Below are 21217 nucleotides of genomic sequence, written 5' to 3'. Positions count from 1 at the left end.
CGCGAACGGGTTGCCGCAAGCCCCACATCGTGGGTGCGCCGTCTTACCTCACTTGGTTAACGACCGCTGACCCATGCCGAACCTCACGCGACCTCACCATGGGACGGTGACCATCCCTTACAGAACCTGCTGGTCGAGGACCGTGCCGATCAACAGCGCGAGTGCGCCCTCGGAGAGCAGCTCGTCGGCCGCGGCGTCGCCGGTCAGGTACCAGCTCATGCGCCCTCCCTCGGGCGGGCGCCGACGGCCCCATCGTTGCTATGCGAGGCGCGGGTCGATCGCCTCGGTGTCGAGGCCGTAGCGCTCGATCGCCTCGGCCACCTCCTCGGCCTTCACCTCGCCCGCCGCGCAGAGCTCGGAGAGCACCGCGACCACGACGTGCTCGGCGTCGATCTCGAAGTGGCGGCGCAGCGCAGCGCGGGTGTCCGAGCGGCCGAAGCCGTCGGTGCCGAGCGCGGTGAAGGGGGCGTGAACAAAGCGCGCCACCTCGTCGGCGACGACCTTCATGAAGTCGCTCACCGCGACGATCGGCCCGGCGCTCTGGTCGAGCTCGCTCGTTACGAAGGCGACGCGCGGGCTCTCGAGCGGGTGGAGGCGGTTCCAGCGCTCGACCTCGAGGGCCTCCTCGCGCAGCGCCTTGTAGCTCGTCGCTGACCAGGCCTCGGCGGAGACGTTCCACTGCTCGGCGAGGAGGTCGCGGGCGCGCATCGCCTCGTGCCAGGCGCTCCCGGAGAACAGGATCGTCGCCCGGCGCGAGGAGAGCTCACCCGAGGCGACCGGCGCCGCCTCGGCGAAGCGGTAGAGGCCGCGGACGATGCCGCCCGTGATCCGCTCCTCCTCGCCCTCGGCCATCGCCGGCATCGGGTAGTTCTCGTTGTAGAGGGTGAGGTAGTAGATGGCGTCCTGGGCCTCGGGGCCGTACATCTCGTCGATGCCCTTGGCGACGATCGTCGCCACCTCGTAGGCGAAGGCGGGGTCGTAGGCCCTCACGTTCGGCACCGCCGAGGCGAGCAGCAGCGACTGGCCGTCCTCGTGCTGCAGCCCCTCGCCGTTCAGCGTCGTCCGCCCGGCCGTGCAGCCGAGGAGGAAGCCCCGCGCCCTCGCGTCGGCGGCCTGCCAGATCATGTCGCCGACCCGCTGGAAGCCGAACATCGAGTAGTAGAGGAAGAAGGGGAGCATCGGCCTTGACCAGGTCGAGTAGGCGGTCGCGGCGGCGAGGAAGCTCGCCATCCCGCCCGCCTCGGAGATGCCCTCCTCCAGGATCTGGCCCTTCTCGCTCTCCGCGTACTGGAGGAGCATCCCGGCGTCGACCGAGGTGTACAGCTGGCCGCCGGGGGCGTAGATCTTCACCTCGGAGAAGAGCGAGTCGAAGCCGAAGGTCCGCCCCTCGTCGGGGATGATCGGCACCACGTAGCGACCGAGGTTCGGGTCGCGCAGCAGGTTCCTGAGCAGCGCCGCGAAGGCCATCGTCGTCGAGACCTCGCGGCCGCGCGAGCCGGCGCGGAACTCCTCGAAGGTCTTCTGCTCGGGGGCGGGGAGGCCGGCGAGGCCCTCGCCGCGCACGATGCGCTGCGGGAGGACGCCGCCCCGCTCGCTGCGCCTCGCCATCATGTACTCCCAGGCGGCGGAGCCCTTCTCGGGGCGGTAGTACGGCGGGTCGTGCGCCTCGAGGGCGGTCTCGGGGATCTCCTCGTGGAGGAAGAGGCGGTCGCGCAGCAGCCGGAGCTGGTCGCCGGTCATCTCCTTGATCTGGTGGGTGGCGTTGCGCGCCTCGATCTGGGGGCCGAGGGTCCAGCCCTTGATCGTCTTCGCGAGGATCGCCGTCGGGGCGCCGGTGTGCTCGGTCGCCACCTTGTAGGCGGCGTAGAGCTTGCGGTAGTCATGCCCGCCGCGCGGCAGCGTCTCGAGCTCCTCGTCGGAGAGGTGCTCGACGAGGGCCCGGAGGCGCGGGTCGGGGCCGAAGAAGTGCTCGCGGATGTAGGAGCCCCCCTCGGTGGCGTACTTCTGGAAGTCGCCGTCGGGGGTGACGTTCATCTTGTTCACGAGCAGGCCGTCGACGTCGCGGGCGAGCAGCTCGTCCCAGCGCGAGCCCCAGATCACCTTGATCACGTTCCAGCCGTTGCCCCGGAACTCCGCCTCGAGCTCCTGGATGATCTTCCCGTTGCCGCGGACGGGGCCGTCGAGGCGCTGCAGGTTGCAGTTCACGACGTAGATGAGGTTGTCGAGCTTGTCCCGCCCGGCGAGGCTGAGGCCGGCGCGCGTCTCGGGCTCGTCGAACTCGCCGTCGCCGACGAAGGCCCAGACCCGCGAGCCGGCCGTGTCGACGATCTCGCGGTGCAGCAGGTAGCGGTTGAAGCGCGCCTGGTAGACGGCGGCGAGCGGCCCGAGGCCCATCGAGACCGTGGGGAACTCCCAGAAGTCGGGCATCAGGCGGGGGTGCGGGTAGCTCGAGAGGCCGTGGCCACCGGTCTCGAAGCGGAAGTTGTCGAGGTGCTCCTCGTCGAGGCGCCCCTCGACGAAGGCGCGGGCGTAGATGCCCGGCGAGGCGTGGCCCTGGAAGTAGACCTGGTCGCCGGCGCTCTCGTCCTTGCCGCTGAAGAAGTGGTTGAAGCCGACCTCATAGAGCGAGGCCGAGCTCGCGTAGGTGGAGAGGTGGCCGCCGATCCCGTGGTCGCGGATGTTCGCCCTCGTCACCATCACCGCCGCGTTCCAGCGGATGTAGGCGCGGATGCGCCGCTCCATGTACTCATCGCCGGGGAAGTAGGGCTCGTGGTCCGGCGGGATCGAGTTCACGTACGGCGTCGAGACGGTGGCGGGGAAGCCCACCTGGGTCTCTCGCGCCCGTTCGAGCAGCTTCATCAGCAGGAATCTCGCCCGGTTCTTGCCCCGCACGTCGATGACGGCGTCGAGCGACTCGAGCCACTCCTCGGTTTCGCCCGGGTCAATGTCGGGCAGCTGGTGGGAGAATCCGTCGAAGATCACGTTGTCAGTCTCGCGCTCGTTGTCGATCCCCTGGTAGTTAGCCGACGCAAGATGCTATCGGCGCGGCCCCGTCGGCCAGACTGGCCCGATGGCCCCCACGACTGTCTTCACCGACGGCGCCTGCCTCGGAAACCCGGGTCCGGGGGGCTGGGCCTGGGCGCGCTCGCCCGAGGCCTTCGCCTCCGGCGCCGCGGCGCACACGACGAACCAGCGGATGGAGCTCACCGCGGTGATCGAGGCCGTCGCCGCGCACCCTGGCGAGCTCGAGATCGTGAGCGACTCCACCTACGTCGTGAACTGCTTCCGCGACCGCTGGTGGGCTGGGTGGATCCGCCGCGGCTGGAGGAACTCGAAGCACGAGCCGGTCGCCAACCGCGACCTCTGGGAGCCGCTCGTCACCGAGATCATCGGGACGCGCGCCGGCGAGGTCACCTTCCGCTGGGTGAAGGGCCACGCCGGGGACGCGATGAACGAGGTCGTCGACGGTCTCGCGGTGGAGGCGGCCCGCACCGGGAGCGGTCGGCGCTCGGCGGACATCGTCGGCTCGGCGGGGTAGACGCTGTGCGGCACCGGGCCGAGCGATCCGTCGGTCGTTGTGACCGGCGCAGCGCCCCTCGGGCTCAGACGCGGCGGAAGGCGTAGGCGTCGGCGACGAAGGGGACCTCCCGCGTCGTCCCCGGCGGCACGATCGCCCCGACCTGGGTGAGGATCCGGCGGCGCGCCAGGTCGTCCATGCGCGCCACCGAGGTCGTCGAGAGCACGCGGGCGAGCGCCGTCTCGTGGTCGGTGTGCTGGGTGTGGACGAAGTGCCGCGCCTCGAGCGGGACGAAGCGCGCGGCACTCGCCATCAGCGCCTGCCACTCGCCGGTCCGCGAGGTGGGGATCCCCGCGGCGTGGTGCTCGTCCTGGATCGTCTCGATGAGCGACTGCAACGGGTCGGAGAGGTCGCGGTGGTTCCAGACGAGGAAGAGCACGCCCCCCGGGCGCAGCACGCGGGCGATCTCGGTGAGCGCCTCCTCTTCGGCGAACCAGTGGAAGCTCTGGGCGCAGGAGACGAGGTCGGCGCTCGCGTCGGGCGCGGGGATGGCGTGCGCGCCGCCGGCGAGGCACTCCACGTCGGGGAGGACGCGGGCGAATTCGGCGCGCATCTTGTCGAGCGGCTCGACGACGCGCGCCCCGCTGCGCAGCAGGCCGCGGGTGAACTTGCCGGTCCCTGCCCCGAGATCGACCGCCACCTTGCCCGGCCCGAGGCCGGCGAGCGCCGCCGCGAAGGCGAGCAGCTCGTCGGGGTACTCGGGGCGGCCGCGCTCGTAGGAGTCCGAGGTCAGCGCGAAGGGCTCGGCGAGGGGGTGGACGTCCACCACGCCAGTATCGTCCTGCGGCGGCGTGCCCACCGGACGCCGTGGGGCCACCCTCGGAGGCCCCGGCTAATTGTTGACTAGAATGATCAGAGTTTCATGACCTACCAGCTCACACACCTTGACGCGCTCGAATCCGAGGCGATCCACGTCATCAGGGAGGTCGTCGCGGAGTTCGAGCGGCCCGGCCTGCTCTTCTCCGGCGGCAAGGACTCGGCCGTGCTGCTGCACCTCGCGGCCAAGGCCTGCTGGCCACAGGTCGTCCCTTTCCCGGTCGTGCACATCGACACCGGCCACAACTTCGACGAGGTGCTCGAGTTCCGTGACCGCCGTGCCACCGAGCTCGGTGTCCGCCTGCTCGTCGCCTCCGTCCAGGAGGCGATCGACGCCGGCGAGGTCGTCGAGGACACCGCCCCCGGCGCCACCCGCAACCGCCTGCAGACGCACAGCCTCCTGAAGGCGATCGAGCAGCACCGCTTCGACGCGGTCTTCGGCGGAGGGCGGCGCGACGAGGAGAAGGCGCGCGCGAAGGAGCGCATCTACTCCTTTCGCGACGAGTTCGGTCAGTGGGACCCCCGCGGCCAGCGCCCCGAGCTGTGGAACCTCTACAACGGCCGCCACCGCCCCGGCCAGCACTTCCGGGTCTTCCCGCTCTCCAACTGGACCGAGCTCGACATCTGGCAGTACATCGAGCGGGAGGGTCTCGACCTCCCCTCGATCTACTACGCGCACAGCCGCGAGGTCTTCCGCCGCGACGGGATGCTGCTCGCGGTTGGCCCCTACACCAAGCCCGTGAACCCCGACGAGGCCCCCTTCCTCGCGACCGTGCGCTACCGCACCGTCGGCGACATGACCTGCACCGCGGCCGTCGAGTCGGCAGCTGCGACCCCCGCCGACGTGATCGCGGAGACCTCGGTGACGCGGATCTCCGAGCGCGGCGCGACCCGCGCCGACGACCGGTTCTCGGAGGCCGCGATGGAGGACCGCAAGAAGGAGGGCTACTTCTGATGCGCCCCCCCCTCCCCGCCCAGCACTGATGGAGCTTCTCCGCTTCGCCACCGCGGGCTCGGTCGACGACGGCAAGTCGACCCTCATCGGCCGACTGTTGTACGACTCCAAGCAGGTCTTCGAGGACCAGATGGAGGCGATCGAGCGGACGTCGATGGCGCGCGGCGACGAGTACGTCGACCTTGCGCTACTGACCGACGGCCTTCGCGCCGAGCGCGAGCAGGGCATCACGATCGACGTCGCCTACCGCTACTTCGCGACGCCGCGGCGCAAGTTCATCATCGCCGACACCCCCGGCCACACCCAGCACACCCGCAACATGGTCACCGGCTGCTCGACGGCGGACCTCGTGGTGGTCCTCGTCGACGCCCGCCTCGGGATCACCGAGCAGACCAAGCGCCACGCCTTCATCGCCTCGCTGCTTCGGATCCCGCACTTCGTGATCTGCATCAACAAGATGGACCTCGTCGACTACGACCAGCGGCGCTTTGATGAGGTGCGCGCCGAGTTCCAGGACTTCGCGGCGCGCCTCGCGATCCCGGACCTCACCTTCATCCCGATCTCCGCGCTCGTGGGTGACAACGTCGTCGACCGCAGCCTGGAGATGCCCTGGTACCAGGGGACCTCGCTCCTCCATCACCTGGAGGAGGTGCACATCGCCTCCGACCGCAACATGGTCGACCTCAGGTTCCCCGTGCAGCGGGTGGTGCGGCCGCGCTCCGCGGACCTCCATGACTACCGCGGCTACGCAGGCCAGGTGGCGGGCGGCGTCCTCGAGCTCGGCGACGAGATCCTCGTGCTCCCGTCGGGCTTCACCACCAAGGTGGAGGCGATCGAGACAGCCGACGGCCCCGTCAGCGAGGCCTTCCCGCCGATGTCGGTGATCGTGCACATCACCGACGAACTCGACATCAGCCGCGGCGACATGTTCTGCCACCCGCACAACCAGCCCGAGATCGGCCAGGACCTCTCGGCGATGATCTGCTGGATGGCCGAGGGGCCGCTCCGCGCGGGGGCCAAGCTCTCGCTGAAGCACACCACCCACTGGGCCAAGGCGCTCGTCACCGAGCTGCACTACCGCCTCGACGTGAACACGCTGCACCGCGTGCGCCCCGTCGAGGAGCTCGCGCTGAACGACATCGGTCGCATCGACATCCGCACCACGGCGCCGCTGTTCTACGACGAGTACGGCCGCAACCGCACGACGGGCAGCTTCATCCTGGTCGATGACGCCTCCAACACCACCGTCGCGGCGGGGATGATCCTCCGTCCGCGCCAGTAGCCCCCGGCGATGTCCGCCCCCGAAGCACCCGCCGGGAGCGGCGGCGGGCGGCCGCTCGACGGGCACCCGGTCGGCGCCACCGTCTGGCTCACCGGCTTCTCGGGCGCCGGCAAGTCGACGATCGGCGACGCCCTCGTCCGCCGACTGCACGTCGAGGGCTTCGACCACTTCCGCCTCGACGCCGACGACCTGCGCGACGGCCTCTGTGCGGACCTCGGCTTCTCCGCCGACGATCGCGCCGAGAACGTGCGCCGGGTCGGTGAGGTGGCGCTGCTCTTCGCCCAGCGCGGCCACCTCTCGGTGGTGACGATCATCAGCCCCTACTCCGCCGGGCGGGCGGCGGTGCGCGCCCGCCACGAGCTCGCCGGCACGCCCTTCGTCGAGGTGCACGTCGCGACGCCGCTCGAGGTCTGCGAGGCGCGCGACCCGAAGGGCCTCTACCGCCGCGCCCGCGAGGGGGAGCTGCCCGCCTTCACCGGCGTCTCTGCTCCCTACGAGCCACCGACGGCGCCCGACGTCGTGCTCGACGGCAGCGCCTGCGCCCCCGAGCAGTGCGCGGCAGCCCTCTACGACCACCTCGCGGCGCGGGGCCTGCTGCGCGCGATCGACAGTCCCGCGGGGTATCGATGAGCCGTCTCGCCCGCTTTCGCGTGCTCGCTAGGCTGCGGGGCACGCGAAGTACGAGGCGGCCCCCGGCGAGGGCGCAAGCACCCTGTTTCGCCTGAAGAATCGCAGCCCGCCCGGCCCGCCGGGCCCGACTCGGAGGTGGTCCCCACGCCGGACGATGCAGCGCTGAGCGACGAGTTCGACGTCGTCATCGTCGGGGGTGGACCAGGTGGTTACGCCGCAGCTCTCTACGGCGCCGCGGCCGGGCTGTCGATCGCGATGGTGGAGAAGGACAAGGTAGGCGGGACCTGCCTGCACCGCGGCTGCATCCCCGCGAAGGAGTTCCTCGAGACGGCGTCGGTGTACCGGACCGTCGCCGGTGCGAAGGAGTTCGGCATCCAGGCGGGCCAGCCGGCGGTCGACTTCTCGGTGAGCCTCGACCGCAAGGCAAAGGTCGTCGAGCAGCTCTACCGCGGCCTCACCGGGCTGTTGAAGGGGCGGAAGGTGACCGTCCTCGCCGGGACCGGCGAGCTCCTCCCCGACAAGGTGGTGCGCGTCACGGCCACCGACGGCTCGGTGCGCGAGCTGCGCGGCGCCTACGTCGTCCTCGCCGCCGGCTCGGTGCCGCGCTCGATCCCGGGCTTCGAGCCCGACGGCCGCCTCGTGCTCACCTCCGACGAGGTCCTCGACCTCTCTGTCCTCCCGCACTCGGTGGCGGTGATCGGCGGCGGGGCGATCGGCTGCGAGTTCGCCTCGATGATGGCCGACCTCGGCAGCCAGGTGACCCTCCTCGAGGTCGCGCCGAACATCCTCCCCGGCTGTGACCGCGATGCCGCCGACGTCGTGCTGAAGAGCTTCCAGCGGCGCGGGATCGTGGTGCGCACCGGCGTCGCCGTGCGCGGCCACGAGCCGCACGACACCGGCACCGCGGTCCTCTTCGGCGAGGGCGAGCGCGTCGACGTCGACGCCGTCGTCATCTCGGTCGGCCGCCGCCCCCTCTCCGAGGGACTGCTCGCGCCGGGCACCGGCGTCGAGCTCGACGAGCGGGGTTTCGTACGCGTCGACGAGTGGAACCACACCACCGCCGAGGACGTCTTCGCGGTCGGCGACCTCGTGCCCACCCCGCAGCTCGCGCACGTCGGCTTCGCCGAGGCGATCCTCGTCATCAAGCAGATCCTCGAGGAGCCCGCGGTCCCGATCGACTACCGCAACGTCCCGTGGTGCATCTACTGCCACCCCGAGGTCGCCTTCGTCGGCTACACCGAGGAGGCGGCGCGCGCCGCCGGCTACGAGGTCGTCGTCCAGAAGGACCCCTACGGGGGCAACGGCCGCGCCCGCATCCTCGGCGAGACCGACGGGCTCGTGAAGGTGATCGCCGAGCGGGGCCCCGACGGGCGCGCCGGGCGCATCCTCGGCGTGCACATGGTCGGGCCGTGGGTCACCGAGCAGCTCGGCCAGGCCTATCTCTCTGTCAACTGGGAAGCCACACCCGACGAGATCTCCCAGTTCGTTCAACCGCACCCGTCGTTGTCGGAGACCTTCGGCGAAACGGTGCTCGCTCTCACGGGAAGGGGACTCCACGTTGGCTGACATCACGATGCCGCAGCTTGGCGAGACGGTGACCGAGGGCACCATCATCCGGTGGCTGAAGAAGGTCGGTGACACCGTCGCGCAGGACGAGCCGATCTTCGAGGTCTCGACCGACAAGGTCGACTCCGAGGTCCCCTCGCCCGCCGCGGGCGTGCTCACCGAGATCCTCGTCGAGGAGGGCGCGACGGTCGACGTCGGCGCCCGCCTGGCGGTGATCGGCGACGCCGGCGCGGCTCCCGCCGTTCCCGCCGCTCCGGCTGCTGAGGCCGCCCCCGCCCCCGAGGCTCCTTCCGCGGCGCCTGCCCCGGAGGCGCCGCCGGCACCCGCCGCCGAGGCCCCGGCCCCGCCGCCTGCTCCCGCCGCCGCGCCGCCACCACCGCCACCCGCTCCCCCCGCCCCGCCGGCCGCGCCACCGGCTCCCGCCGCTCCTCCCGCGCCCGCCCCGGCCGCCGTCGCGGTGGCCGGGGCCCCGCCCGCGAGCGGCGCGGCGAACAACAGTCGCGGCGCCCTCCTCTCGCCGGTCGTGCGCAAGCTGATCAGCGAGAACGGCCTCGACGCCTCGACCATCCCGGGGACGGGCATGGGCGGTCGCATCACCCGCGACGACGTCCTCAACTACCTCGACTCGGCCTCCGCACCGGCGGCGGCCGCTCCGGTGGCTTCGACCGCGGTCACGACCGCCGCACCGACTCCCGCCGCCGCTCCGCCCGCGGCGGCGCCCGCCGTGCCGCTCAGCACGCCGGCCGCTCCGACCGGGGTGCGCGACGAGGTCGTGCCCTTCACGGCGATCCGCCGCGTCACGGCGGAGCACATGGTGCGCTCGAAGGCCACCTCCGCCCACACCCTGGTGGCGATGGAGGTCGACTTCGAGAGCATCGAACGGGTGCGCCACGCCCAGCGCGACCGCTTCCGCGCCGAGGAGGGCTTCGGCCTCACCTACCTGCCGTTCATCAGCCGGGCGGTGGTCGACGTGCTGCGGGACTACCCGCACCTGAACGCCTCGGTCGGCGACGACGCGCTCGTCATCCACAAGGACATCAACCTCGGCTACGCGGTCGACCTGAACCTCGAGGGGCTGATCGTCCCGGTGCTGCACCACGCCGACGGCCAGTCGCTGCGGGGGATCGCCCGCTCGGTGGCCGACCTCGCGGCGCGCGCCCGCTCGCGCAAGCTCTCCGCCGACGACATCACGGGAGGGACCTTTTCGATCACCAACCCCGGCCCCTTCGGGACGATGCTCACGATGCCGATCATCGCCCAGCCGCAGGTGGCGATCCTCTCGACCGACGGCGTGAAGCGCCGCCCGGTCGTCGTCACCGCCGGCGACGGGAGCGAGGCGATCGCGATCCACTCGGTCGGGCTGCTCGCGCTCTCCTTCGACCACCGCGCCGTCGACGGCGCCTACGCCTCGGCCTTCCTCCGGGACGTGACCAAGGTGCTGGAGACGCGCGACTGGTCGGCAGAGCTCTGACCGTGGTCGTGGCGGACCCGGTGCTGCGTGTCCGCTCGCTCGGGCGCGTCCGCTACCGGGACGGCCATGCCCTGCAGCGGGCGCTGTTCCACCACAGCCACGAGGAGTATCTGCTGCTCCTCGAGCACAACCACGTCTACACGCTCGGCGTGCGGGCCCGCCCCGAGCACGTCCTCGCCGACCCCGCCGAGCACGGCGCCGAGCTCGTGCGCGCGGACCGCGGCGGCGACGTCACCTACCACGGCCCCGGCCAGCTCGTCGGCTACCCGATCCTCAACGTCGCGCTGAAGGCCGACGCCATCCCCGCCTACGTGCACCGCGTTGAGGAGCTCGTGCTCGCGACGCTCCGCGAGCTCGGCCTCACCGACGTCGGCCGGATGGCCGAGTACCCGGGGGTGTGGGTCGAGCCCGACGGCCCCCGTCCCCGCAAGATCTGCGCCGTCGGCGTGCGGGTGAGCCGCGGCCGGACGATGCACGGCTTCGCGCTGAACGTCGAGCCCGACCTCGCGATGTTCGACCACATCGTCCCCTGCGGCATCGAGGAGTACCCGGTCACCTCGCTCGCCGCGGAGGGCGTCGCGAGCACCGTCGCCGCGGTCGCGGAGATCGTCGCCCGCCTCGCGCCCCGCCTCCTCGCCGAGGACGGGGGCCGCCCCTACGCCCTCGAGGCCCAGGTGGCGACGCCCCCCGAGGCGGCCGGCGGGGCGACGGGCGGGCGGGCGCTCGAGCGTCGACTCGACGCCGCTGGCGTCGACCGCAGCCAGGCGGTCGCGCTCTCGGCACGCAAGCCCGAGTGGCTGCGCGTCGAGGCGCGCATGGGCGAGGACTACCTCGGCCTCCGCCGCACGATGCGCCGCCTCGACCTCGTCACCGTCTGCGAGGAGGCGGGCTGCCCGAACATCTACGAGTGCTGGGCCGACGGCACCGCCACCTTCATGATCAACGGCGAGCGCTGCACGCGCGCCTGCGGCTTCTGCCTCGTCGACACGAGCCACCCCCTGCCGCTTGACCCGAGCGAGCCGCGACGCGTCGCCGAGGCGGCGGTCTCGATGCACCTCGGCCACGCCGTCGTCACCGCGGTCGCCCGCGACGACCTCCCCGACGGTGGCGCCGGGGCCTTCGCCGAGACGATCGCCGCGATCCGTGCCGAGTCGCCCGGCACCGCGGTCGAGGTGCTGATCCCTGACGTGAAGGGCGACGAGCGGGCGCTGCAGAGCATCTTCGACGCCCGCCCCGACGTCTTGAACCACAACCTCGAGACCGTCCTCCGCCTACAGCGGGCGGTCCGTCCCTCGGCCTCCTACGCGCGCAGCCTCGCCGTCCTCGGGCGCGCCAAGGCGGCGGGGCTGACGACCAAGTCGGGGATCATCCTCGGGATGGGCGAGGAGGAGCACGAGGTGCTCGCCGCCCTCGCGGACCTCGCCGCGGTGGGGGTCGACATCGTGACGATCGGCCAGTACCTGCGCCCCTCGGCGGCGCACCTGCCGGTGGCGCGCTTTTGGACGCCGGAGGAGTTCGCACGCCTCGCCGCGGCGGCGCGCGAGATGGGCTTCGCGCACGTCGAGGCCTCGCCGCTCACCCGCTCGAGCTACCACGCCCGCCAGGCCGCGGAGGCCGGCGCGGCGGCCCTCTCCGCCGCGGCGAGCGCATGAGCGAGCGGGCGGTGGCGGCACGCAGCGAGCGCCTGGCACGCGTCCGCGAGGAGATGGCCCGCCAGGGGGTGGGCGCCCTCCTCCTCTCCCTCGGTGCCGACCTCCCCTGGCTCTGCGGCTACGAGGCGATGCCCCTCGAGCGGCCGACGGTCCTCGTCGTCCCCGTCGAGTCCGAGGCGACCCTCGTCGTCCCCGAGATCGAGGCGCCGCGCGTCGTCCCCGACGCGGCGAACTTCGCCCTCCGCCCCTGGGCCGAGGGCGAGGACCCGATCGAGGTCATCGCCTCGCTCACCGGCCGTCACCGCGTGCTCGCGATCTCGGACCGGGCCTGGGCGTCGCTGCTCCTCTCGCTCGTCGACGCCCTCCCGAACGCCCTCTTCCGCAAGGCCTCGACGGTCACCGCGGCGCTGCGGGCGGTGAAGGACGAGGAGGAGATCGCCGCGCTGCGCGCCGCCTCGGCGGCCGCCGACCGCGTCGCCGAGGCGCTCCTCGCCGGCGAGATCCCGCTCATCGGCGCGACCGAGGCGCAGGTCTCGCGCGAGCTCTCGGCCCGCCTCCTCGCCGAGGGCCACGAGAAGGTGAACTTCGCGATCGTCGGCAGCGGCCCCAACTCGGCGAGCCCGCACCACGAGCCGGGGGCGCGCCGCATCGCCGCCGGCGACGCGGTCGTCTGCGACTTCGGGGGGACGCTGCGCCTCGGTGAGGGCCCCGGCTACTGCTCGGACACCACCCGCACCGTCGTCGCCGGCGAGCCGCCGCCCGGCTTCGCCGAGCTCTACGCCGTCCTCGAGCGCGCCCAGAGCGAGGCTGTCGCGGCCGTCGCCGCCGGCAGACGCTGCGAGGAGATCGACGCCGCGGCGCGCACGGTGATCGAGGAGGCCGGCTTCGGCGAGGCCTTCCTGCACCGTACCGGCCACGGCATCGGCATCGAGGAGCACGAGGACCCCTACATCGTCTCGGGGAACGCGACGACGCTCCGCCCGGGCCACGCCTTCTCGGTCGAGCCCGGCATCTACCTCGCCGGCCGCATGGGGGCGCGCATCGAGGACATCGTCGTCGTCACCGAGGCCGCCCCGGAGGTGCTCAACCACGCGCCGCACGGCCTCGTCGTGGTCGGCTAGCGCCGTGGACCTCGGCCTCGACGGGCGAGTCGCGCTCGTCACCGCCTCCTCGAAGGGCCTCGGGCGGGGCGCCGCCGAGGCGCTCGCCGCCGAGGGGGCGTCGGTGGTGATCTGCGCGCGTGGCGGCGAGGCTCTCGAGGCGACGCGTGCCGGGATCGAGGCCGCGGGCGGGGCGGTGCTGGCGATCGAGGCCGACGTCACCGAGCAGGGCGCGCCCGACGCGCTCGTCGCCGCGACCCTCGAGCGCTTCGGGCGGATCGACATCGTGGTCGGCAACTCCGGCGGGCCACCGCCGCGGCGCGCCCTCGAGGTCACCGACGAGGAGCTGCGCGCCGCCCTCGAAGCCAACCTCCTCACCCACGTGCGCCTGACGCGCGCTGCCCTCCCGCACCTGCGCGCCCAGGGCTGGGGGCGGCTCTGCTTCATCGCCTCGTACTCGATCGTGCAGCCGCTGCCGCACCTCGCGCTCTCGAACGCGGCGCGCACCGGGCTGTGGGCGTGGGCCAAGACCGCCGCCAAGGACCTCGTCGGGAGCGGGGTGACGCTCAACCTCGCCTGCCCCGGCCCGCACGGCACCGACCGGATGAAAGAGGTCGGCGGGGCGCCCCCCGCGGGCGGCTTCGGCGACCCGGGGGACTTCGGGAGGGTCGTCGCCTTTCTGTGCTCGACCGCTGCGGCCTTCGTGAACGGCGCCGCGGTGCTCGTCGACGGGGGCGAGACGCTCGCCCTTTAGGCCGAGCCGCACCAGCCGGCGACCGGTAGCCTCGGGCGGTGACCTTCGTCCGTCGCGGCATCGACGCCCCCGAGCACCCGGTGCTCATCGTCGTGCTCGAGGGCTGGGTGGACGCCGGCTTCGCCGCCGCGACCGCGGCGAGCGTGCTCCTCGAGCAGAACGCCACCCGCACCTACGCCGCCTTCGCCGGCGACGACCTCATCGACTACCGGGCGCGGCGCCCGCAGCTGCGGATCCGAGACGGCGTGCGCCGGCGGATCTACTGGCCCGAGCCGCGCCTGCGGGTCGGCACCGACCCGCTCGGCCTCGGCATCGCGCTCCTCGTCGGCCCCGAGCCCGACTACCGCTGGCGCCCCTTCGCCGCGGAGGTCACCGAGCTCGCCCTCGAGATCGGGACCCGCCTCGTCGTCGGCCTCGGCGGCTTCCCCGCGCCCACCCCGCACACCCGCAAGATCGGCATCACGACCACCGCCTCTGACGCCGCCCTCGCCCGCCAGGTCGGCTTCGTCCCCGGCCGCCTCGGCGTCCCCGCGGGGATCGCCGATGTCCTCGGCGCGGCCTGCACGGAGGCGGGGATCCCCTCTGTCGGTCTCTGGGCGCGCGTCCCGCACTACAGCGCGAGCTCGCTCTTCCCCGCCGCGGCGGTCGCCCTCCTCGAGGCGCTCGCCCAGCTGACGGGGATCCAGGTCGACATGAGCGAGCTGCGCCACAACGCGGAGGAGCACCTCCGCCAGGTCGACGAGCTCGTTGCGAAGAACGAGGAGACCGCCGCGCTCGCCCGCGAGCTCGAGCGGCAGTTCGACGCCGGGGTGGGGACCCCGGTCGTCGCCGAGGCCAACCTCCCCTCGGCCGATGAGCTCGCTGCCGAGCTCGAGCGCTACCTCCGGGGTGAGCTCTCCTAGATGCCGCCCCCACCGGCGCCGCTCGGCGCCGCGATCTTCGACATGGACGGCCTGCTCGTCGACTCCGAGCCGTACTGGCGGCGCGTCGAGGCGGAGGTCTTCTCCGCGCTCGGCGCCGACATCCGCCCCTACCTCGGTCACGGCTACACGATGGGGATGCGCGTCGACGAGGCCGTCGCCTTTCTCGCCGCCTTCGCCGGCCTCGGCGAGGTCGACCTCGTCGCGGTGGAGGCCGACGTGGTCGCCGGTGTCGTGCAGGCGATCGGCCACGAGGCCGAGCTCCTCCCCGGCGTCGAGGTCGCGCTCGGCCTCTTCGAGGAGGCGGGGCTGCCCCGCGCCCTTGCCTCGGGCTCGACGCCGCCGGTGATCGACGCCGTCCTCGACCGCTTCGACCTGCGGCGGCGCTTCGACGGCGTCTTCACCGCCGCCGACGACGCCTACGGCAAGCCGCACCCGGCGATCTTCCTGCGCGCCGCCGCCGCGCTCGGGGTGCCCGCCGAGGGCTGCGTCGTCCTTGAGGACTCGCTCAACGGCTGCATCGCCGCCAAGGCGGCGCGCATGCGGGTGATCGCGGTGCCGCACCCCGACGACGCGGCCGACCCCCGCTACTCGATCGCCGACCTCAACCTCACCTCGCTCGAGGAGCTCGCCCTCCCTGCGGTGCGCGCCCGCCTCGGCCTCGAAGAGGTGCTGCAGCGGCGCTGAGGGCTCGGCGCTCGGCGCGCCCCTCAGAGGACGACGTTCACCAGGCGGGGCGGGCGGGCGACGACGCGCTGCGGCACCGCACCCGCGAGCTGCTCGGCGACGCGCGGCGAGCCGAGCGCGAGGCGGGTCGCCTCCTCCTCGGTGATCGCGACGTCGACCTGCAGCCGGTCGCGGAGCTTGCCGTTCACCTGCACGACCATCGTCACCGTCTCCTCGGCGAGCGCGCCCTCGTCGAAGCTCGGCCAGGGCTGCTCGTGCAGGTGGGTGGCGTGGCGGTGCTGGTAGGCCTCGGCGGCGAGGTGCGGCGTCATCGGGGCGAGGAGCTGCAGGAGGGTGTCGATCGCCTCGTCGACCTCGTCGGCGGCGACCCCGCCCTGGCGGGCGCGCGAGATCTCGTTGGTGAGGCTCATCACCTCGGCGACCGCGGTGTTGAAGGCGTAGCGGTCGAGGTCCTGGGTCACCTGGCGGACGGCCTTGTGGCGCGCCCGGCGGAGCGCCACCGAGAGCTCCGCCGCGTCGGCCGCGGGCGCCCCCTCCTCCACCTCTCCGGTGGCGAGGCGCCAGACGCGGCGCAGGTAGCGGCCGCAGCCCTCGATGATCTCCTCGCTCTGCGCGGACCAGTCGATGTCCTCGACCGGGGGGCCGGCGAAGAGGTGGAAGAGGCGCAACGCGTCGGCGCCGACCCGCTCGAAGTACTCGTTGGGCGAGACGACGTTGCCCCGCGACTTTGACATCGCCCGCCCCTCGAGGCGGATCATCCCCTGGCAGAAGAGCTGCGCGAAGGGCTCGCGGAGCTCGCCAGGGGAGAGGCCGATCTCGCCGAGGGCGCGGGTGAAGAAGCGCGCGTAGAGGAGGTGGAGGATGGCGTGGGTGATGCCGCCGATGTACTGGTCGACCGGCATCCAGCGCGTCGCCGCGGCGGGGTCGACGGGGCGGTCGGCCTCCGCCGGACTCGTGAAGCGGAGGAAGTACCAGGAGGAGTCGACGAAGGTGTCCATCGTGTCGGTCTCGCGCCGCGCCGCGCCGCCGCAGCGGGGACAGGTCGTCTCCAGGAACTCGGGGTGGCGCTTCAGGGGTGACTCGCCGGTCGGGAGGAACTCGACGTCGTCGGGGAGGAGCACCGGGAGGGCGTCGTCGGGGAGGCCGACGATGCCGTCGCGCTCGCAGTAGACGACCGGGATCGGGCAGCCCCAGTAGCGCTGGCGGCTGATCAGCCAGTCGCGCAGCCGGTACTGGACGGTACCGGCACCGATCCCCTTCTGCTCGAGCCATTCGATCGCGGCGCCCTTCGCGGCGGCCACCTCGAGGCCGTCCATGAAGCCGCTATTCACCTTCACGCCGTTGCCGGAGTAGGCACCCCCTTCGAAGCCCTCGGGGGGCTGCACGGTGCGCACCACCGGGAGGCCGTGCAGCGACGCGAAGTCGAAGTCGCGCTGGTCCTCGGCGGGGACGCCGATCACCGCCCCGGTGCCGTAGCTCGCGAGGACGTAGTCGGCGACGTAGACGGGGACCTGCTCGCCGTTGAAGGGGTTGACGCAGAAGCTGCCGGTGAAGGCGCCGCGCTTGTCGAGGCTTCCCTCAGAGGAGAGGCGCTCGATGTCGGTCTCCTGGCTCGCCATGAGGACGAGCTCGCCGACCGCGCCGTGCTGCTCGGGGGTGGTGAGCGTGGCGACGAGGGGGTGCTCGGGGGCGAGGACCACCGAGGTGATGCCGAAGCCGGTGTCGGGGCGGGTGGTGAAGACCTCGATCTCGGTGCCGGGGGCGCCGACGACCTCGAGGCGGAGGCGCGCCCCCTCGGAGCGGCCGATCCAGTTGCGCTGCATCGTCTTCACGCGCTCGGGCCAGTCGAGGCCGTCCAGCGCGTCGAGGAGCTCGTCGGCGTAGTCGGTGATCTTGAGGAACCACTGCGCGAGCTGGCGGCGCTCGACGACGTCGCCTGAGCGCTCGCAGGTCCCGTCGGCGAGGACCTGCTCGTTGGCGAGCACCGTCTGACAGCCAGGGCACCAGTTCACCGGGGCCTCGGCGCGGTAGGCGAGGCCGGCCTCGAGCAGGCGGGTGAAGATCATCTGGTTGAAGCGCATGTACTGCGGGTCGTGGCTGCGGACCTCGCGCCGCCAGTCGTAGACGGCGCCGAGGCGCAGCACGCTCGCCTTCAGCTCCGCGATGCGCGCCTCGGTGTAGGCGCGCGGGTGGCTGCCGCCGCGGATCGCGGCGTTCTCGGCGGGGAGGCCGAAGGAGTCGAAACCGAAGGGGGAGAGGACGCCGTAGCCCTGCATCGTGCGCATCCGGACGAGGACGTCGCCGAAGGTGTAGTTGCGGATGTGGCCCTGGTGCGCCGGCCCGCTCGGGTAGGGGTACATGCAGAGCACGTAGTAGGGCGGGCGGGGGTCGTCGTTGTCGATCTCGTAGGTCCCGAGCTCGGCCCACCGCTCCTGCCAACGCGGCTCGGCTTCCCTGAAGTCGTACTCAGCCATAACCCAGATTACCGAGGGTGCCGCGCGCCCCGGAAAAGGCGCTCCACCTCGTCTTCGCCGCCGCCGGCCGAGCACGAAGCCACCGTCTTTGCGTCTCGGATCGGCTGGTAATCTCTCAGGCACCCCGGGGGCGTAGCTCAGCTGGTAGAGCGCCTGACTGGCAGTCAGGAGGTTCGGGGGTTCGAGTCCCCTCGCCTCCACGGGAAAGTGCTGGTCATTGGCCTAGCCGGCCAGCTCTGATTCCCTATCGGAAGGCTATGTTTCCGCGATCACGGGCGACCGCCAACGATGATGACGAAGCGATCACCGCGCCCGGTCGTTCACGTGGGGTGCCGACGATGAACAAGTCGGGGCCAATTTTGTGTGACGCCCGTTGTCCAGTGGCCCGAACGTCAGGGATCTAATGGCCTGGCTTCCTTACATTTTGCACGAAGCGTCGACCGGCGTCGGGGACGTATCGGGTCGTGGCGGGAAGCCCGTTCTGTTCGACGCTCAGAGTGAATTTCGAGAGTACCCGGAGGCTCGCCTCCTCAAGGCACCCGATGCCTTGGGCCATGAGGGTTTCGAGTCCGACGTCATTGGCATCGTCTGACGTCGCGCCGTGCGCGAACGCTCCCGCGAGTAGGAACAGCTGGCTCTCGCTGCCCGCGTCCCGAACCGCTGCAAGGGTCCGCCGCGTGAGGAGGTGGCGCCGTGCCAGGTCGGTGCAGCGATCAACGAGCTCGTCGATCGAGAGCTCCGGGTGATCGCTGATGCGGTCAACAGAGCGAGCGAAGCGATCTCGGTAAACGTCGAAGGCCAGCCGAACTGCAGGGGATGCCACCGCAAAGATCGGCGCCATCTCGGGGCTGAAGTGGAGACCAAGTAGGGCGGAAGCACCGTTGGGCCACGATGTCGGGCGAGTCGCCGGCGACCTCTCGCTCAGTCATCTGCCACCTCTTGGTCGATGCATCCGCGCTCGGCGTTGCCATCATCGCCAAGCGAGGCTCCCGTCGATGGGGAGCATGCCGCCTTGGTCTAATCGTGGTCTATAAATCTGCGATCAGCCGCGAGCAGCCGCGATCACTGACGATGAGTAAGCCCAGTTCAGATGATGATTCGCGCTTACCCCTGACCACGCGAAAGCACCGGGTGCTTCTTTAGCAGTGAGTTGAGGGCCAGAGTCGCGTAGTGCGCCGCCATCCTCGCGAACGTTTCCGTGCGCCAATGTTCGCGCAGCGCCCGAAGCACCGGACATGGACGGCGAGGCAGCGGTCGATCGCCCGCTGCCAATCGCTGGCCCGGAGCTTGGCGTACTCCGAATCGCGCTTCATGCGGTCGAGATGACCGCCGAGGATGGGGGCCTGAAATTCGGCCTCACCTCGGTCAGCTCGCTCTCGAACCCCAACGATGCTCGCGTCCATACGCTCTCTGACTGAGTCGATGAACCGTGACCGATCTTCCAGGCCGTAGGTGCCACAGATCAATCGGAGGCGTCGGCCTGCATCGGTCGGCGCAGCCAATTGCCGCGCGTGCTCCGGGACGAGGAGCGGAGTGAAGGACCACGCGAACAGCGCGAGGTCCCAGTCCGGGCTCCCCGGTCCCGCCATGTCCCAGTCGATGATTCCGACGGTCGATGATTCCGACGACTCTGGTCTCTCGGTAGACGACGTTGTAGTGACATGCTCACTGTGGACTTCCGGGCAGCGTGCGACGAACGCAGAGCTGGGGTCGCGTGAGTTTGGGTAGCTCACGGAAGATCTCCTATAGGCCTTCTACAAATCCGCGCGCAGAGGTGACCCGAAGAAGTAAACTTTAAGGCGCCCTCCGAAGTTAGGGAATATTGGTCTTTGTCGACTTACATTCTCCCAACTGAGGGAGGGCTTTTACGCGGCAATTGCCAGTGCCTCCGGGCTATCTAGACGAAAGATCCGGGCTAGTTGTCGATGGAGTGAGCTACCTCGGCGGCTTGGCGATCTCGTCATCAGGCTTGTGCCGCAGGAACATCCAGAGATAGAGAAATCCGTTGAGAAACTGCAGGCCTGCCGAGAGGAGAAAGGGCGCGAGCAGTCCAGAGGATTCAATCAGCCATCCGGCGAAGGGCGACATCGAAGCCTGTGTGATCTCAGACGGCAGGTTCGAGATCGCGACGACCGCCCCGCGCTCGCTTGGGTCCGCCATTGCCACGACATAGGACTGGCGAAGGGCAATCCCGACCCGTTGACCGACGACATAGATGATGTAGAAGAGTCCTGCCAGCAAGAAGTGGTGTGCATACACCATTGCAAAAAAGAGAACGGACTGTCCGATGCGCAGCCAAAAGACCGTCCACACACTCCCGTAGCGTCGGGCGATTACTCCCGCACCGAGCGAGGAGATTCCGGCGACCACGTTCGCTATCGCAAAGAGCCGACCGATCTCGCCTGGACCAACGCCGTAGAGCTTGAAGAACCAGTACGAGATGAATGGGGCGTAGACGCCGATGGCAAGGCCAGCTACCCCGTTCGAGACGATGAAGCGCCGAAGGATGGCAGCAGAACGCACCGGGAGGATATGTCGCTGCGCCGGTACTGTGTCGCGAGACTCTTCGGCGATTCTGGTCACCGCGAGCGAGGCCACCAGCGCGAGCCCAGTAGAGACAAGGAAGAACGGCCGTACGACGCCGAGTACAGATGACGCGTGGAGGTGCCGCGAGGACATGCCGCCGACGATCGCACTGCCGATGACGCTTCCGGCCGACGAGGCGAAAGTGAGTCGAGCGAACAGATGGTTCCGCCTGCTTGGCTCTGACATCCCCATGACGTATGCCGCTTCGGCCGGTTGGTAGAAGCTGACGGATCCCGCCCCGGCGCCATAACCTCGCCCGAAAGAACTCAAGGGGATGACGACAAAGAGCACTACGGGATTCGTCGTGATGGCCAGCACGATGCCCGCGACGGCGACGAGTAGAGGAATGCCAATGAGAAAGGGCTTTCTGCCGATGCGGTCAGAGACAATACCGACCACCGTTGAAAGGATTGCGGCTGCACTGGTAACGGCAAGAAAAAGCATGCCGAGCTTGAGTGTGCTGAAGCCGATAACTGTGAGGTAGATCGGGATGATGACCGCCCCGAGTGCCTGACAGGCGCTGAGGGCGCATCGTGCGATAAAGATGCCAAGCATATTGTGGTCGAGTGGCCGCGGAAGCATCACGGAGTCCACCACACGACGAGCCTGACCGGAAAATTAACTGCACGTAACTGCAAGAACTTGGGCGCGCGGGACCAGGGGTGCGGGGCGGAGCCCCGCTCGGGGCGTCAGCCCCGACTGTGTCGGGTCGGGGCAGTGCCCTCTTGATCAGCCGCTTCAGGCGGC

At 70.8% G+C, this 21217-nt stretch carries 17 protein-coding genes and 1 tRNA gene; 13 read left to right on the top strand and 5 right to left on the bottom strand.

From position 1 onward, the window contains the following. Positions 1 to 258 precede the first annotated feature (258 nt). Entirely contained in the window at positions 259 to 2982 is a 2724-nt protein-coding gene (gene aceE / locus VNF07_03965; GenBank protein ID HVB05388.1) for a pyruvate dehydrogenase (acetyl-transferring), homodimeric type, read from the bottom strand. Between the two features lie 88 nt (positions 2983 to 3070). On the opposite strand from aceE, the gene VNF07_03960 reads away from it, so the two are divergent. Continuing rightward, positions 3071 to 3538, top strand: coding sequence for a ribonuclease H (locus VNF07_03960; protein HVB05387.1), 468 nt, complete (start codon positions 3071 to 3073; stop codon positions 3536 to 3538). A 64-nt stretch (positions 3539 to 3602) separates the two neighbouring features. Here VNF07_03960 and VNF07_03955 read toward each other — a convergent pair whose 3' ends face one another. Then, positions 3603 to 4343 carry a class I SAM-dependent methyltransferase gene (locus VNF07_03955; protein ID HVB05386.1) on the bottom strand — a complete coding sequence of 247 codons (741 nt, stop codon included), beginning with the start codon at positions 4341 to 4343 and terminating at the stop codon, positions 3603 to 3605. Between the two features lie 96 nt (positions 4344 to 4439). Here VNF07_03955 and cysD point away from each other — a divergent pair, with 96 nt between their 5' ends. The 10 genes from cysD to hxpB all read left to right on the top strand — a co-directional run bounded on the left by cysD (position 4440) and on the right by hxpB (position 15410). Further along, a complete protein-coding gene (cysD, locus tag VNF07_03950) occupies positions 4440 to 5348 on the top strand; it encodes a sulfate adenylyltransferase subunit CysD (GenBank protein HVB05385.1) in 909 nt (302 codons plus the stop codon). Positions 5349 to 5376: 28 nt separating this feature from the next. After that, a complete protein-coding gene (locus VNF07_03945) occupies positions 5377 to 6630 on the top strand; it encodes a GTP-binding protein (GenBank protein HVB05384.1) in 1254 nt (417 codons plus the stop codon). A 9-nt stretch (positions 6631 to 6639) separates the two neighbouring features. Further along, positions 6640 to 7260, top strand: coding sequence for an adenylyl-sulfate kinase (cysC, locus tag VNF07_03940; GenBank protein ID HVB05383.1), 621 nt, complete (start codon positions 6640 to 6642; stop codon positions 7258 to 7260). A 135-nt stretch (positions 7261 to 7395) separates the two neighbouring features. Then, entirely contained in the window at positions 7396 to 8826 is a 1431-nt protein-coding gene (gene lpdA / locus VNF07_03935; GenBank protein HVB05382.1) for a dihydrolipoyl dehydrogenase, read from the top strand. Then, positions 8819 to 10297, top strand: a complete 1479-nt coding sequence (locus tag VNF07_03930; protein ID HVB05381.1) for a dihydrolipoamide acetyltransferase family protein — start codon at positions 8819 to 8821, stop codon at positions 10295 to 10297. Before lpdA ends, VNF07_03930 begins: the two co-directional genes overlap by 8 nt. Before the next feature lie 8 nt (positions 10298 to 10305). Next, positions 10306 to 11949 (top strand): lipoyl synthase, encoded by a 1644-nt coding sequence (lipA, locus tag VNF07_03925; GenBank protein ID HVB05380.1) that lies wholly within the window; start codon positions 10306 to 10308, stop codon positions 11947 to 11949. Then, a complete protein-coding gene (locus tag VNF07_03920) occupies positions 11946 to 13070 on the top strand; it encodes a Xaa-Pro peptidase family protein (protein ID HVB05379.1) in 1125 nt (374 codons plus the stop codon). Before lipA ends, VNF07_03920 begins: the two co-directional genes overlap by 4 nt. Positions 13071 to 13074: 4 nt before the next feature. Then, positions 13075 to 13803 (top strand): SDR family oxidoreductase, encoded by a 729-nt coding sequence (locus VNF07_03915; GenBank protein ID HVB05378.1) that lies wholly within the window; start codon positions 13075 to 13077, stop codon positions 13801 to 13803. A 38-nt stretch (positions 13804 to 13841) separates the two neighbouring features. Further along, positions 13842 to 14705, top strand: a complete 864-nt coding sequence (locus VNF07_03910) for a PAC2 family protein (GenBank protein ID HVB05377.1) — start codon at positions 13842 to 13844, stop codon at positions 14703 to 14705. Further along, entirely contained in the window at positions 14706 to 15410 is a 705-nt protein-coding gene (hxpB, locus tag VNF07_03905; GenBank protein HVB05376.1) for a hexitol phosphatase HxpB, read from the top strand. A 23-nt stretch (positions 15411 to 15433) separates the two neighbouring features. On the opposite strand, the gene leuS is transcribed toward hxpB, so the two are convergent. After that, positions 15434 to 17884, bottom strand: a complete 2451-nt coding sequence (gene leuS, locus VNF07_03900; protein HVB05375.1) for a leucine--tRNA ligase — start codon at positions 17882 to 17884, stop codon at positions 15434 to 15436. 126 nt (positions 17885 to 18010) lie between these two features. Here leuS and VNF07_03895 point away from each other — a divergent pair. After that, positions 18011 to 18084 (top strand) — tRNA-Ala (locus tag VNF07_03895). Positions 18085 to 18284: 200 nt separating this feature from the next. Here VNF07_03895 and VNF07_03890 read toward each other — a convergent pair. Continuing rightward, positions 18285 to 18725 (bottom strand): hypothetical protein, encoded by a 441-nt coding sequence (locus tag VNF07_03890; GenBank protein HVB05374.1) that lies wholly within the window; start codon positions 18723 to 18725, stop codon positions 18285 to 18287. 394 nt (positions 18726 to 19119) lie between these two features. Here VNF07_03890 and VNF07_03885 point away from each other — a divergent pair, with 394 nt between their 5' ends. After that, positions 19120 to 19302 (top strand): hypothetical protein, encoded by a 183-nt coding sequence (locus tag VNF07_03885; protein ID HVB05373.1) that lies wholly within the window; start codon positions 19120 to 19122, stop codon positions 19300 to 19302. Between the two features lie 517 nt (positions 19303 to 19819). Here VNF07_03885 and VNF07_03880 read toward each other — a convergent pair. After that, a complete protein-coding gene (locus tag VNF07_03880; protein HVB05372.1) occupies positions 19820 to 21064 on the bottom strand; it encodes an MFS transporter in 1245 nt (414 codons plus the stop codon). Positions 21065 to 21217: the final 153 nt, after the last annotated feature.

The sequence above is a fragment of the Acidimicrobiales bacterium genome (assembly GCA_035533595.1).
In the GTDB taxonomy this organism is placed as follows: domain Bacteria; phylum Actinomycetota; class Acidimicrobiia; order Acidimicrobiales; family Bog-793; genus DATLTN01.
This window is presented reverse-complemented; position numbering and strand designations above follow the sequence as displayed.

What these genes read in the sequence shown, in the direction of transcription:
- leuS (HVB05375.1), bottom strand. Translation starts at nt 17,884, where the DNA reads ATGGCTGAGTACGACTTCAGGGAAGCCGAGCCGCGTTGGCAGGAGCGG.
- VNF07_03890 (HVB05374.1), bottom strand. Translation starts at nt 18,725, where the DNA reads ATGGCGCCGATCTTTGCGGTGGCATCCCCTGCAGTTCGGCTGGCCTTC.
- cysC (HVB05383.1), top strand. Translation starts at nt 6,640, where the DNA reads ATGTCCGCCCCCGAAGCACCCGCCGGGAGCGGCGGCGGGCGGCCGCTC.
- VNF07_03885 (HVB05373.1), top strand. Translation starts at nt 19,120, where the DNA reads ATGGACGGCGAGGCAGCGGTCGATCGCCCGCTGCCAATCGCTGGCCCG.
- VNF07_03945 (HVB05384.1), top strand. Translation starts at nt 5,377, where the DNA reads ATGGAGCTTCTCCGCTTCGCCACCGCGGGCTCGGTCGACGACGGCAAG.
- VNF07_03960 (HVB05387.1), top strand. Translation starts at nt 3,071, where the DNA reads ATGGCCCCCACGACTGTCTTCACCGACGGCGCCTGCCTCGGAAACCCG.
- VNF07_03920 (HVB05379.1), top strand. Translation starts at nt 11,946, where the DNA reads ATGAGCGAGCGGGCGGTGGCGGCACGCAGCGAGCGCCTGGCACGCGTC.
- hxpB (HVB05376.1), top strand. Translation starts at nt 14,706, where the DNA reads ATGCCGCCCCCACCGGCGCCGCTCGGCGCCGCGATCTTCGACATGGAC.
- cysD (HVB05385.1), top strand. Translation starts at nt 4,440, where the DNA reads ATGACCTACCAGCTCACACACCTTGACGCGCTCGAATCCGAGGCGATC.